Source organism: Pseudomonas trivialis (genome assembly GCF_036864995.1).
Lineage (GTDB): Bacteria > Pseudomonadota > Gammaproteobacteria > Pseudomonadales > Pseudomonadaceae > Aquipseudomonas > Aquipseudomonas trivialis.
Genome location: NZ_CP142151.1, coordinates 4,220,498 through 4,233,740 on the forward strand (window position 1 = coordinate 4,220,498; position 13,243 = coordinate 4,233,740).

Sequence of the window (13,243 nt, forward strand, 5' to 3'; positions counted from 1 at the left end):
CGATCACGACTTCAGCGCTGTGGTCGCCGCCGCCCGCTTGTTCTTGATGCCATAGCACAGGCCCATGAAGGCCACCCACACCGGAATCGCATACACCGACACCTGAATCCCCGGAATCATCAGCATGATCACCAGGATAAACACCACAAACGCCAGGCAGATGTAATTGCCATACGGATACCACAGCGCCTTGAACAGCGGCACCTGGCCGGTGCGGTTCATATGCTGGCGGAATTTCAAGTGGGAATAGCTGATCATCGCCCAGTTGATCACCAACGTGGCCACCACCAGCGACATCAGCAACTCCAGAGCGTGTTGCGGGATGAAGTAATTCATCAGCACCGCCACCAGCGTGACCGCCGCCGAGGCGAGAATTGCGCGCACCGGCACGCCGCGCTTGTCGATCTTTGCCAGGGCCCTGGGCGCGTCGCCCTGTTCGGCCATGCCCAGCAGCATGCGGCTGTTGCAGTAGGTGCCGCTGTTGTACACCGACAATGCGGCGGTCAGCACCACGAAGTTGAGGATGTGCGCCGCCGTGTTGCTGCCGAGCATCGAGAACACTTGCACAAACGGGCTGCCGCTGTAGGGGTCACCGGACGCGTTGAGGGTTGCGAGCAGGCTGTCCCAGGGTGTCAGCGACAACAGCACCACCAGTGCGCCGATGTAGAAAATCAGAATGCGGTAAATCACCTGGTTGATGGCCTTGGGGATCACGGTGCGCGGCTGGTCGGCTTCGGCGGCGGTAAAGCCGAGCATTTCCAGGCCTCCAAAGGAGAACATGATGATCGCCATGGCCATCACCAACCCGCCCACACCATGGGGGAAGAAACCGCCGTGCTCCCACAGGTTGCTCACCGAGGCTTGCGGGCCGCCGCTGCCGCTGACCAGCAGGTAGCTGCCCAGGGCGATCATGCCGACAATCGCCACCACCTTGATGATCGCGAACCAGAACTCGGCCTCTCCAAAGACTTTGACGTTGGCCAGGTTGATCAGGTTGATCAGCACGAAGAACGCCGCCGCCGAGACCCAGGTCGGGATCTCCGGCCACCAGTAGTGCACGTACTTGCCAACGGCCGTCAGCTCCGACATGCCCACCAGAATGTACAGAATCCAGCAGTTCCAGCCCGACAGGAAACCGGCAAAACCGCCCCAGTACGTGTGGGCAAAGTGGCTGAAGGAGCCGGCGACCGGCTCTTCGACGATCATTTCGCCCAGTTGGCGCATGATCATGAAGGCGATGAAGCCGCAGATGGCATAACCCAGGATCATCGACGGGCCGGCGGACTTGAGCACGCCGGCCGAGCCCAGGAACAGCCCGGTACCGATGGCGCCACCGAGGGCAATCAACTGGATATGGCGATTTTTCAGGCCGCGTTTCAGCTCGCCTGAAGGGGAATGGGGTTCACTCATGAATAGGCTCTCACGCAAGGTTTGATGATGTTGAATGCAGGTTGCTGCCTTGAATTACCGACTCAAGCAGCGCCGCTCAAACCCCAGCGCAGGCACCAGGAGTACAGCGTCGTCTAACGGTCATGCGTCACCTGTTTGTTTTTATCTGTGACGAAATCGAACCCGCCAGGCTCGTGGCCGGGCGGAGTGATCAGGGTGGGTAAACCCCGGTTCTTGGCCTTGTGCGTGGTATACGCGAGGCGGTCACAGTAAAACGCGGGGCATTGTACACCGCTCGACCGCTTCGGCACGCCCCAGGACGGTGCGCGCAACAATCTGTCAGCCAATCCTTACAGTCCGGGCACACGGCTGAAGGCCCGACTACAACCGTAAAACTATCGTTACAAACCGGAAAGCCTGCGTTACGGCGAGGTTTTTTTGGCGGTTCACGGAAAATTGTCGGTGGGAAATTTCTGAAGAATCGGTTCAGCCAATTGCCTGTTTTCTCTGCATAAACTTTTTTTCGAAAAAAATCGAAGAAAAAATCCAAATGAAACCGTGTCAATAAATATTTTGCATTTTGAAACACTCTCTCCTAGGTTCATCCCACTTGCCAGCGAAGCCCGTTGGCAAGCGTTCTCAAACAACGTCCTCTAGGAGATACACCATGCAAGCACTGGAAAAAGACCTGGAAACTGAACTGCAACTTGACGATTGGTTTGAAGCGCCGACCCATGAGGCCGCCGTGGAAATGATGCAAGCCGACGCCGTTGTGCCGTTCGGCACCGCGATGTGGCCGTTCTAACACCCGGCAGGCATTCGGCAGGTGCTGTGCACGGCACCTGCCCCCTTACCCAAGGCACACAAGGACACACGTCATGGACAAGGCCCGCGCCGTCGAACACTTTCTCTACTACCTCGCTCATCACCCGGCCCTTGAAGGCCTGAGCCGCCCTACCGTGCTGCTGGGACATACCGAACGCTATGACGCCATCGCCCAGGCCATCACCCACGGCAGCAACGCCCGCTTCAACTTCCAGGTGCAGCGACTGGACCTGGCCGCCAGCGACGCCCTGGCCCAGTCCATCGAGGCCTGCGACCTGTATCTATTTCTCTATGATTCCTCGACCCTGCCCAACCCGCGTGCAGAAGGCCCGGACTTTATCCGCGCCTTGCAGGGCGTGATGGCTGAGCACTGGAAGAAATCCCTGCTGTTCAAGGACTATGGCGACTATTTCTACGACACCTTCAGCGTCGCGCCACAGCGCATTGCCGACCTCAACGCCACGCTGATTCGGCGTATGAGCCAGGCCAACGTGCTGAGCTTCACCGACAAGCACGGTTCACGCATTGAGGCGCCGATGAGCAGCATCAAGAAGTGGACCAATATCAACGGGGTCGGCAACCACGACCTGGCCCCCGGCGAGATCGCCACCCACAGTGAAGCCATCAATGGCCAGGTGCGCTTTGTCGGCACCTTTCTGAGCACCATCCCGTTTGCGCGCAAGTACGGCGTGCTGGAGTCTCCGCTGGAGCTGTGGATCGAGAACTCGACCATCTGCAGCGTGGCCAGCGAGGTGCCGGGGCTGGCGGATGATTTCAACAAGTATCTGAACGCCAACCCATCCAATCGTCGCGTTGAGGAGCTGGGGATTGGTACCAATGAAGGGGTCAAGGATTTGTATGCACGCAATGCAGGCTTCGAGGAGCGCCACTGCGGGTTGCACCTGGGACTGGGCGGCGGGCAGAAAGGCAGCCACCACCTGGACCTGATCTTTGCCAGCGGCGTGTTGGCGCTGGATGACAAGCCGGTGTTTGATGGCACGTTTGCGTTTTAGCAGAACTTCAGGATGATGCAGATCAAATGTGGGAGCGGGCTTGCCCGCGAAGGCGTTGGTTCAGTTGGCATGTGAATCAACTGACACACCGCCATTGCAGGCAAGCCAGCTCCCACAGTGGAATGCATTGCAAATTCAGATCGAAAAAAACGCCAACCCCGAAGGTTGGCGTTTTTTTATGCAGCACTTACATCACTGCGGCTTCTTGCGACCAAACCCAGGACGCTGTCCCGAACCCGCAGGTGCGCCACGGCGCTTGCCCGATGGCTCGTCGGCGACCAGTTTCGGGCCGGGCCGCTTGTTCGCCGCCGGCTTGGCCGGACGCTTGGTGCTGGCATTGTCAGCCGGACGGTCCGCTTCACCACGGTTGCTGCGACCGCCGCTCGGCGCTTCGCCACGGGCAGGACGCGGGGCGCGCGGTGCACGCTCGCCTTCCTGGCGCGACGGCGCGGTAGGACGACGTTCACCTTCGATGTGCGGCTGACGGGAGATACGCCCGCCGGCGGCCGGTGCATCCAGCGCCGGGCGCAGGGTGCGTGCCACACGCTCGGTGCGCGGCACCGGGCGCGACGATTTGCGCTGCATACGCTCAAGCTTGTCTTTGCTCTTGGCGTTCATCTGCGGCATGGCGACCGGGGTCAGGCCGACTTCGGCGCTGAGGATGTCGACTTCGTACTGGCTCATTTCGCGCCAGCGGCCCATCGGCAGGTCGGAGTTGAGGAACACCGGGCCGAAACGCACGCGCTTCAGGCGGCTGACCACCAGGCCCTGGGATTCCCACAGGCGACGCACTTCACGGTTGCGGCCTTCCATCACCACGCAGTGGTACCAGTGGTTGAAACCTTCGCCACCGGGGGCCTGCTTGATGTCGGTGAACTTCGCCGGGCCGTCTTCGAGCACCACGCCCGCCTTGAGGCGTTCGATCATCTCGTCGTCGACTTCGCCGCGTACACGCACCGCGTATTCGCGGTCCATCTCGTAGGAAGGATGCATCAGGCGGTTGGCCAGCTCACCGTCAGTGGTGAACATCAGCAAGCCGGTGGTGTTGATGTCCAGGCGGCCGATGTTGATCCAGCGGCCTTCCTTGGGCTTGGGCATCTTGTCGAACACGGTCGGACGGCCTTCCGGGTCGTCACGGGTGCAGATCTCGCCGTCGGGCTTGTTGTACATGATCACACGGCGTACCGATTCGGCGGCCTCTTCACGCTTGATGACCTTGCCATCAATGGTGATTGCATCGTGCAAGTCGACGCGCTGGCCGAGAGTGGCCTCGACGCCGTTGACCTTGATGCGCTTCTGGGTGATCCAGGCTTCGACGTCGCGGCGCGAGCCCACGCCGATACGCGCCAGCACCTTTTGCAGTTTTTCGCCTGCTGGGCCGATTTCCTGGCTGTCGTTCTGGTCTTTGTCGTTCATCTTAAGCACCTCCCGGTGGGTCGATTCAGGCCTGGCCTGAAGAGTGTAGAAAGCGGGGCTTTGCGCGACTGCGTCGGCAAAGGGTCGCGAATCATACGCGTATGGCGCGCGTTGCGCATCACAGAGTAGTCGATAAGGACCCGCTCATTTGCTTTTCCGCCGACCGGTGGCGCCCAGCGCAAGCAGGCGTAGCTCGGCTTCGGCCAGCACCGTACGCTTGTCGACTTTGTCCAGCTTCTTCCAGGCACGGATTTCGCGCTTGCTGCGGCCGCAGCCCACGCAGATGTCATCGGCGAATTTGCAGATACTGATGCAGGGGTCTTTGGTTGAACTCATGGGCGATCCTCCATAGGAGCTGGCGGCATTCTTGCGCCAGCGCCTATCACAGAAGTCACCTTACCCTAGATCACGGCAGAGGTTTGACACTGAATACTTTGCCCGTCTTCGAGAGCTTGGCTTGCCAGGGCTTGCCATTGCAGTCGAGTTTGACCAGAACCGGAATGCTCGTGCCGTCGTCATCCTTGAAATCCGTGGGTTTGCACCCCGCCGGCAGCGTGTTGCTGGCACCGATGAATAACGCTTCAGACGAACCCGGGCGGAAATACACGGGCCGCCCCACTCCGGTCGGCCCGGTACTCACACCAATAGCGCCAGCGGGAGCGGCCCCGGCAATGATATTGACGCTGACATCACCACTGAGCGGGTTATAAGGCGCCGCAATCGCCTGAGCAGAAATCAAGGTATCCAGGCTCATTAACGCTATCGCGCCCAATGAAGCCACGAGGTATCGACGAGTGCTTTTCATAATGGATCATCCTTATCAACAGAGAGGGACTGCCACCACCGCAGAATGAAAAGGCACAAGTGCAATGGCGTTCGGCAAGTAAACGCCGGACACCTGGGTGGAACAACTGTCAGAACTAACAGGTAAGCAGGCGGCGAAATCAGGATTCGAACGAACGGCGCTCGTTTTCAATCGCTTCAGCCAAGGCCTGGGCTTCGGCCTCTTCGTCACTCAATTGAGGGGGTTCCAGCGCCGCAACGGCGGCCAGAAGCTTTTCCCGGGCGGCCGCGACGCCGAGAATGTCTTCTTCGGGTTCTGCAGGTTCTGCCTGGGCTTCAGGCTCAGCGCTCAACGAGGGTTCAGGCTCGGCAGAACCCTCTCGCAGCAGATCGTCAAAGTCGGTCTTGATGCCCTGCTCCATATCGTCCAGTTCCAGCAGCAAGGTATGGAAGCTGGTTTCATCCTTCGGCGCTTCAGGCTCCGCCGTGGCATCGGCCAGTTCCTGCAGGCTGGCCGGGACCGGCGCGTCGTCGAAATCGAGCACCGGCTCGGCTTCCATCTCGCGCAATTCGGCGAGGGGCGGCAGGTCGTCGAGGTTCTTCAGGTTGAAATGGTCGAGGAACACCTTGGTGGTGGCGAACATCGCCGGCTTACCGGGCACGTCGCGGTAGCCGACGATGCGGATCCATTCGCGCTCCAGCAAGGTTTTGACGATATGGCTGTTCACCGCCACGCCACGCACATCCTCGATTTCGCCCCGCGTGATCGGCTGGCGATAGGCAATCAGCGCCATGGTTTCCAACATCGCCCGCGAATAGCGCTGCGGGCGTTCTTCCCAAAGACGGCCGACCCACGGGGAAAACTTCTCACGGATTTGCAGGCGATAACCCGACGCCACTTCGCGCAGTTCAAAGGCGCGGCCGTCGCAGGACTTGCGCAGGATCTCCAGCGCCTTCTTGAACACTGGCGGTTCGGGGCGTTCGGCCTCCTCAAAGAGTTCGAACAGGCGCTCCAGAGATTGTGGCTTGCCCGAGGCCAGGAGGAAGGCTTCCAGCAGCGGCGCCAGTTCACGGGGTTCAGTCAGATTCATCGATTCAGCTCTTTATTCGGCTCGCGCCCGCACGTGGATAGCCGCAAAAGGCTCATTCTGCACCAGCTCGACAAGGGATTCCTTGACCAACTCAAGGATCGCCATAAACGTGACCACTACACCCAGGCGCCCCTCCTCGGCGGTGAACAGCTCGACAAACGGCACAAACCCGCCGCCCTTGAGGCGCTCAAGCACGTCGCTCATGCGTTCGCGGGTCGACAGCGCCTCGCGACTGACCTGGTGGCTTTCAAACATGTCGCCACGGCGCAGCACTTCGGCCATGGACATCAGCAATTCTTCCAGGCTCACGTCCGGTAGCAGCTTGCGCGCGCGGGCCTCGGGCGCGTCCAGCTTGGGTACCACCACGTCACGGCCCACGCGGCTGAGGCCATCGATGCCTTCGGCAGCCGCCTTGAAGCGTTCGTACTCCTGCAGGCGGCGGATCAGCTCGGCGCGCGGGTCGTCTTCCTCGGCCTCGACGGTTTCGGAACGTGGCAGCAGCATGCGCGACTTGATCTCGGCAAGCATGGCAGCCATCACCAGGTACTCGGCAGCCAGTTCCAGGCGCACCGACTGCATCAACTCGACATAACCCATGTACTGGCGGGTGATTTCTGCCACCGGGATGTCGAGGATGTTGATGTTTTGCTTGCGGATCAGGTAGAGCAGCAAGTCCAGCGGGCCCTCGAAGGCTTCAAGGAAGACTTCCAGAGCGTCCGGCGGGATGTACAGGTCCAGCGGCATTTCCATCACGGCCTGGCCGTAGACCATGGCAAATGGCAGTTCCTGCTGGGCGCCCGCCTGGGGATCGGCGGTTTCCACGGCCGACATTCAGGCCTCGACCATGAAGGGCGTCGGGTCGCCGCAACCGACCCGCACCACCTGCGGCTCACCGTCGGCCAGGTTGATCACGGTGGACGCCTTGCCGCCGCCGAAGCCGCCGTCGATGATCAGGTCCACCTGTTTTTCCAGGAGCTGACGCATTTCGTAGGGGTCTTCCAGCGGTTCGGTGTCGCCGGGCATGATCAACGACACGCTCATCAACGGCTCGCCCAACTCGGCCAGCAGCGCCAGGGCAATCGGGTGCTCGGGCACGCGCAGGCCGATGGTGCGTTTCTTCGGGTGCAGCAGCAGGCGTGGCACTTCGCGGGTGGCGTTGAGAATAAAAGTGTAGGGCCCGGGCAGGTGGGCCTTGAGCAGGCGGAAGGTGCCGGTGTCGACCTTGGCGAACAGGCCCAGTTGGGACAGGTCGCTGCAGATCAGCGCAAAGTTGTGGTTCTTGTCCAGGTCACGCAGGCGTCTTACACGCTCAACCGCACTCTTGTCGCCGATCTGACAACCGATAGCGTAGGACGAATCCGTGGGGTAGATCACCACACCGCCGGCGCGGATGATCTCGACCGCCTGTTTGATCAGGCGCGCCTGGGGGTTTTCCGGATGAATCTGGAAGAATTGACTCACGTTCTCTACCTGTTCAGACGGTGGCAATAATGGGGTCATGCTTGAATCGCCCCCACAACAGCGGCAAATCTTCCGGGATTGCGCGGTACTCGCCGATCTCGGACCAGCCGCCTGGGCCATGGAAATCACTGCCGGCACTGACCAGCAGACCAAATTCGCGGGCAAGGATCGCCAGGCTGCCCACCTGATCGGCGGGTTGATGCCCGTTGACCACTTCAATCGCGTGGCCGCCGGCCCCCATATAATCGCCAATCAGCTTGCGACGCTTGCTGCGGGTGAAATCGTAATGCCAGGGATGCGCCAGGCTGACCCAGGCCCCGGCGGCCCGCAGGGTCTGCACGGTGTCTTCCAGAGTCGGCCAATGTTGCTTCACATCGCCCAGCTTGCCGGCGCCCAGCCATTTGCGGAACGCTTCGGCGCGGTCCTTCACGAAGCCCTCGCGCACCATCCAGTCGGCGAAGTGCGGTCGGGCCGGCGCATTGCCGCTGTCGCCCAGTTCCTGCTGGATGGCGCGCGCGCCATCGAGCGCACCGGGCATGCCTTTGAGGCTCAACTTGCGGCTTATTTCTTCGGACCGCAGCCAGCGACCATCGTGCAACTGGGCGATGGCGGCGACCAGCGCCGGCGCGTTCTGGTCAAAACCATAGCCCAGCACATGAATGGTGGCGCCGCCCCAGGTACACGACAACTCCACGCCATTGACCAGTTGCATGCCCAGGCTCTGGGCTGTCGCGCGGGCCTCGTCGAGGCCTTCAACGGTATCGTGGTCGGTCAACGCCAGGACTCGCACGCCTTTTTCGAACGCACGCGCAACCAGTACCGAAGGCGCCAGGGCGCCGTCGGAGGCCGTGCTGTGGCAGTGCAAATCAACATTCACGGGGGTCTGTAACCTCAAGTCAGCTGGCGCTATCGCAACCAAGGATGTTTGTTATTATGCCGCCACATCCAGCTTCTGGCTCTTACTGTGAAACAATTCATCGACTTCATCCCGCTGTTGCTGTTTTTCATCGTTTACAAACTCGACCCCCGGGTCATCGATCTGGCCGGCCACGAACTCACCTTCGGCGGCATCTACAGCGCAACCGCCGTGCTGATCATCAGCTCTGTCGTGGTCTACGGCGCCATCTTCATCTCCCAGCGCAAACTCGAAAAAAGCCAATGGCTGACCCTGATCGCCTGCCTCGTCTTCGGCAGCCTGACCCTGGCCTTCCACAGCGAAACCTTCCTTAAATGGAAAGCCCCGGTGGTTAACTGGCTGTTCGCGTTGGCGTTTATCGGCAGCCACTTCATCGGTGACCGCCTGCTGATCAAGCGGATCATGGGCCACGCGCTGACGCTACCGGAGCCCGTGTGGACCCGCTTGAACATAGCCTGGATCGTGTTTTTCCTGTTCTGCGGCGCCGCCAACCTGTTCGTCGCCTTCACGTTCCAGGACTACTGGGTCGACTTCAAAGTCTTCGGCAGCCTGGGCATGACCGTGCTGTTCCTGGTCGCCCAGGGTATCTACCTGTCGCGCCACCTGCATGACACCGACCCCACCACGCCGAAAACCGAGGACTGACATGCTCTACGCCATCATTGCCACCGACGTTGCCCACTCGCTGGAAAAACGCCTGTCCGTGCGCCCGGCCCATGTCGAGCGCCTGAAAGTGCTGCAAGCCGAAGGCCGGATCGTACTGGCCGGCCCTCACCCGGCGGTGGACAGCAATGACCCGGGCGACGCCGGTTTCACCGGCAGCCTGATCGTCGCCGAGTTCGCGTCCCTGGCCGATGCCAAGGCCTGGGCCGACGCCGATCCGTATGTCACGGCGGGCGTGTATGCGAACGTCACCGTCAAACCGTTCAAGCAAGTCCTGCCTTGATTCAGGCGGCGCCGAACCTTATCGGTTCGGCGCGCTCCTAATTGTTCATTATTCCCGGTAACCTGCCGACAACATTCTGAATATTCGTGTGGAATCAGGAGTTCCGATGCGCTTACCTCAGTTGTGTCTGTTGGCAGTCATCATGGCCGGGGCCACGGCCCACGCTGAAGAAACCTCGAACAACGGCAGCTCCACACCGTTGTCTCTGAGTGCGGGCAGCCAGATGAACGAGTTGCAGCAACGCTTGAAAGAAAGTGAACGGCTGCGTGAAGAACTGAGCAGGCAACTGCAAACTGCGGACACCAACCGTGAAAGCGCTCAACTGAGCCGTTTGCGCCAGGAGAACCAACGCCTGGTCCAGCAGCTTAAAGAAACCCAGGGCGGGGCCTTGAGCCGCTGGCTGACCGAGCAGCAGCAGTGGTTTGTCACTGGCGCCGCCGTCGCCCTGATCGCCCTGCTGTGCGGGATCTTCGCCAGCGGTGGGCACCGTCGCCGTCGACAATGGCTAAATTGAGTGAGTCATGAGCGAGCTGTTACTGATAGACGATGACCAGGAGCTCTGCGAGCTGCTGACCAGTTGGTTGAGCCAGGAAGGTTTCCAGGTGCGCGCCTGCCACGATGGCTTGACCGCCCGTAAAACCCTGGCCGACAGCGCACCCGCCGCCGTGGTGCTTGACGTGATGCTGCCCGACGGCAGCGGCCTGGAACTGCTCAAGCAACTGCGCAACGACCACCCCGATCTGCCGGTGCTGATGCTCTCGGCCCGGGGCGAACCGCTGGACCGCATTCTCGGCCTGGAACTGGGCGCCGACGATTACCTGGCCAAGCCCTGCGACCCCCGCGAACTCACCGCCCGCCTGCGCGCGGTGCTGCGCCGCAGTCACCCCGCCGCCGTGTCCACCCAGCTCGAACTCGGCGACCTGTGCTTCAGCCCGGTTCGTGGCGTGGTCAGCATCGACGAGCAGGAATTTGCCCTCACCGTCTCCGAAAGCCGCTTGCTGGAAGCCTTGCTGCGCCAGCCCGGCGAGCCGCTGGACAAGCAGGAACTGGCGCAGATCGCCCTGGGCCGCAAGCTGACGCTGTACGATCGCAGCCTGGACATGCACGTCAGCAACCTGCGCAAAAAAATCGGCCCGCACCCGGATGGTCGGCCACGGATCGTGGCGCTGCGCAGCCGTGGTTACTACTACAGCCTCTAAAAGACGCGCAGGTCTCTGGGAATCAGCGAATACCTCTGTGGCGAGCGAGCTTGCCTCGCGTTGGGGTGCGAAGCTCCCCCATTAAGGAAACCTCAGAGCCTGGTGGGGGGCAAGCCTGCTCGCCACAGGACAAGCCCCACCGCCACGAAACTGCCTGTAGCGCCATTCGCCGTGACAACTTTGTCAGGCGCCCGCCAAATCGTCTTTACCGAAGCTTTACCCTGTGCTGACAGCGGTTGACCTTGATCGCCGTACTCTACTCACATCCGGACTCACCGGAATAGAGACAGGAGAATCACCATGCGCAAGACCCTTATCGCTCTGATGTTCGCCACTGCCCTGCCCGCTGTTGCCATGGCCGCCATGCCGGAAGGTCCAGGCCCTGGCGCTGGCCCGATGGGCGGCCCTGAAGGTCACATGATGGGTGGCCCAGGCCCTGGCGCTGATCATGGCCCACGTGGCCGGGGTGGTCCGTTGCGCGAGCTGGACCTGACCCCTGAACAGCATCAACAGATCGGCCGCCTGATGCGCGAACAGATGGAAGGCCGTCGCGAGCTGGTCAAAAAGTACCTCGACAAAATGCCGGCTGCCGACCAGAAAGCCATGCAGGATGAGAAGGACGCCAGCCGCAAGAAAACCCAAAGCAGCATTCGCGCTGTGCTGACGCCCGAGCAGCAGAAGCAGTTCGACGAGATCGTCAAGAAGCAGGACCAGCGTCGTGCCGAATGGCGAGAATTCAAAGCCTGGAAAGCGCAACAGCCGCAAAAAGCGCAATAATGCCCTAGTGTTACTCCCCCAGCCCAGCGGCCCTGCGCCGCTGGGCTTTTCCTGTTTGAGGGTTTCCTGTGCGTTCATTGTTCTGGCGCATCCTGGCCAGTTTCTGGCTGGCCATCGCGTTGGTTGCCGGGTTGTCGCTACTGCTTGGGCATATGCTCAATCAGGACGCCTGGATTCTCAGCCGTCATCCCGGCGTCAGCAACCTGGCCGAAGAGTGGACCCATCTGTACGAGGCCCAGGGCGAGGATGCGGCGCAGGAACTGCTGCAACAGCGCAAGCGTCAGTATCACATCGACGTGCAGGTGCTCAACGAAAGCGGCGAAGCGGTGGTGCGTGGCACCTTTCCAAAACGGGCCGCTGCGTTTGAAGCACGCCAGACCGACGGGCAGGACGGTCCCCTGCCCTGGCGGCGCCTGACCGCCGAATACACCAGCGAAAAAACCGGCGACACCTACCTGTTCATCTACCGTATTCCACACCCGGAACTCGACCAATGGCACCGCAGCAGCCTGGCGTGGCCATTGAGCGCCCTGGCGATTGCCCTGGTGGTGCTGACCTTGTTCAGCCTGTTCGTGACGCTGTCCATCACGCGCCCACTAAGCCGCCTGCGCGGCGCGGTGCATGACCTGGGCCAGGCCACCTATCAGCAAAACAGCCTGGCGCGCCTGGCCAACCGGCGCGATGAATTCGGCGTACTTGCCACCGACTTCAACCGCATGGGCGCCCGCCTGCAAAGCCTGATCGGCAGCCAGCGCCAACTGCTGCGCGATGTATCCCACGAACTGCGCTCGCCGCTGGCGCGCCTGCGTATCGCCCTGGCCCTGGCCGAACGCGCCGGCAGCGAAGAACGGGAAAAGCTCTGGCCGCGTCTGACCCGCGAATGCGACCGCCTGGAAGCACTGATCAGCGAGATCCTGGTGCTGGCGCGGGTGGATGCCGACAACGCCAGCGTCGAGGACATCGACCTCAACCTGCTGCTCAAGACCCTGCAAAAAGACGCCCAGCTCAGCGCGCCGGAACAGACGGTGCAGCTCACCGCCGCCGCCGACCTTCACCTCAAGGGCTGGCCGACCATGATCGAGCGAGCGGTGGATAACCTGCTGCGCAACGCCCAGCGCTTCAACCCGCCCGGGCAACCCATCGAGTTGCAGGCGCAGCTTCAGGGCGAGCGCATCCTGATCAGCGTGCGCGACCACGGCCAGGGCGTCGAAGCCGCGCACCTGAGCCAGCTCGGCGAGCCGTTCTACCGCGCGCCCGGCCAGACCGCCCAGGGCCATGGCCTGGGCCTGGCGATTGCGCGCCGTGCCGCCGAGCGCCATGGCGGCAGCCTGATCCTGGCCAACCATGCCGACGGCGGGTTTATAGCGAGCATCGACCTGCCGTTGGTGCCCGGGGTTGTCACAGCGGTGTGATGATCTTCTATAGTG

Annotated in this window: 16 protein-coding genes; 8 read left to right on the forward strand and 8 right to left on the reverse strand. The window is 61.5% G+C overall.

The genetic code is table 11. The features are described from left to right. Positions 1 to 3: 3 nt before the first annotated feature. Positions 4 to 1,410: an amino acid permease gene (locus VRB54_RS18495; protein ID WP_338478314.1), complete on the reverse strand. Its 1,407-nt coding sequence runs from the start codon at positions 1,408 to 1,410 to the stop codon at positions 4 to 6. Positions 1,411 to 2,056: 646 nt separating this feature from the next. On the opposite strand from VRB54_RS18495, the gene VRB54_RS18500 reads away from it, so the two are divergent. Then, on the forward strand, positions 2,057 to 2,194 hold the full coding sequence (locus tag VRB54_RS18500; RefSeq protein WP_003237751.1) for a hypothetical protein: 138 nt from the start codon (positions 2,057 to 2,059) through the stop codon (positions 2,192 to 2,194). 73 nt (positions 2,195 to 2,267) lie between these two features. Further along, positions 2,268 to 3,227, forward strand: a complete 960-nt coding sequence (locus VRB54_RS18505) for a hypothetical protein (RefSeq protein ID WP_057007144.1) — start codon at positions 2,268 to 2,270, stop codon at positions 3,225 to 3,227. Positions 3,228 to 3,419: 192 nt separating this feature from the next. Here VRB54_RS18505 and rluB read toward each other — a convergent pair whose 3' ends face one another. From rluB to VRB54_RS18540, 7 genes are all read right to left on the reverse strand, one after another. Continuing rightward, on the reverse strand, positions 3,420 to 4,643 hold the full coding sequence (gene rluB / locus VRB54_RS18510; RefSeq protein ID WP_338478315.1) for a 23S rRNA pseudouridine(2605) synthase RluB: 1,224 nt from the start codon (positions 4,641 to 4,643) through the stop codon (positions 3,420 to 3,422). Between the two features lie 144 nt (positions 4,644 to 4,787). Next, positions 4,788 to 4,979 (reverse strand): DUF1289 domain-containing protein, encoded by a 192-nt coding sequence (locus tag VRB54_RS18515; protein WP_032879732.1) that lies wholly within the window; start codon positions 4,977 to 4,979, stop codon positions 4,788 to 4,790. 70 nt (positions 4,980 to 5,049) lie between these two features. After that, a complete protein-coding gene (locus VRB54_RS18520; protein ID WP_338478316.1) occupies positions 5,050 to 5,448 on the reverse strand; it encodes a hypothetical protein in 399 nt (132 codons plus the stop codon). 139 nt (positions 5,449 to 5,587) lie between these two features. Next, positions 5,588 to 6,517 (reverse strand): SMC-Scp complex subunit ScpB, encoded by a 930-nt coding sequence (scpB, locus tag VRB54_RS18525; protein ID WP_338478317.1) that lies wholly within the window; start codon positions 6,515 to 6,517, stop codon positions 5,588 to 5,590. A gap of 12 nt (positions 6,518 to 6,529) precedes the next feature. After that, positions 6,530 to 7,228, reverse strand: a complete 699-nt coding sequence (locus VRB54_RS18530; protein WP_164365898.1) for a segregation and condensation protein A — start codon at positions 7,226 to 7,228, stop codon at positions 6,530 to 6,532. A gap of 120 nt (positions 7,229 to 7,348) precedes the next feature. Continuing rightward, positions 7,349 to 7,978, reverse strand: a complete 630-nt coding sequence (locus VRB54_RS18535; RefSeq protein WP_003237737.1) for an L-threonylcarbamoyladenylate synthase — start codon at positions 7,976 to 7,978, stop codon at positions 7,349 to 7,351. 13 nt (positions 7,979 to 7,991) lie between these two features. After that, positions 7,992 to 8,855, reverse strand: a complete 864-nt coding sequence (locus VRB54_RS18540) for a PHP domain-containing protein (RefSeq protein WP_338478318.1) — start codon at positions 8,853 to 8,855, stop codon at positions 7,992 to 7,994. An 87-nt stretch (positions 8,856 to 8,942) separates the two neighbouring features. Between VRB54_RS18540 and VRB54_RS18545 the strand changes: the two genes are divergently transcribed. The 6 genes from VRB54_RS18545 (at position 8,943) to VRB54_RS18570 (ending at position 13,228) form a co-directional block, all read left to right on the forward strand. Then, positions 8,943 to 9,539, forward strand: a complete 597-nt coding sequence (locus VRB54_RS18545) for a septation protein A (RefSeq protein WP_057007151.1) — start codon at positions 8,943 to 8,945, stop codon at positions 9,537 to 9,539. 1 nt (position 9,540) lies between these two features. Then, positions 9,541 to 9,840: a YciI family protein gene (locus VRB54_RS18550; protein WP_338478319.1), complete on the forward strand. Its 300-nt coding sequence runs from the start codon at positions 9,541 to 9,543 to the stop codon at positions 9,838 to 9,840. 106 nt (positions 9,841 to 9,946) lie between these two features. After that, a complete protein-coding gene (locus VRB54_RS18555) occupies positions 9,947 to 10,354 on the forward strand; it encodes a translation initiation factor 2 (protein WP_338478320.1) in 408 nt (135 codons plus the stop codon). A 7-nt stretch (positions 10,355 to 10,361) separates the two neighbouring features. Beyond that, positions 10,362 to 11,039, forward strand: a complete 678-nt coding sequence (locus VRB54_RS18560) for a response regulator transcription factor (RefSeq protein WP_338478321.1) — start codon at positions 10,362 to 10,364, stop codon at positions 11,037 to 11,039. A 300-nt stretch (positions 11,040 to 11,339) separates the two neighbouring features. After that, the gene (locus VRB54_RS18565; RefSeq protein WP_209984207.1) at positions 11,340 to 11,816 is read left to right on the forward strand and encodes a Spy/CpxP family protein refolding chaperone; all 477 of its coding nucleotides are present in this window, start codon (positions 11,340 to 11,342) and stop codon (positions 11,814 to 11,816) included. 68 nt (positions 11,817 to 11,884) lie between these two features. After that, on the forward strand, positions 11,885 to 13,228 hold the full coding sequence (locus VRB54_RS18570) for a HAMP domain-containing sensor histidine kinase (protein WP_338478322.1): 1,344 nt from the start codon (positions 11,885 to 11,887) through the stop codon (positions 13,226 to 13,228). The last annotated feature ends 15 nt before the right edge of the window (positions 13,229 to 13,243 follow it).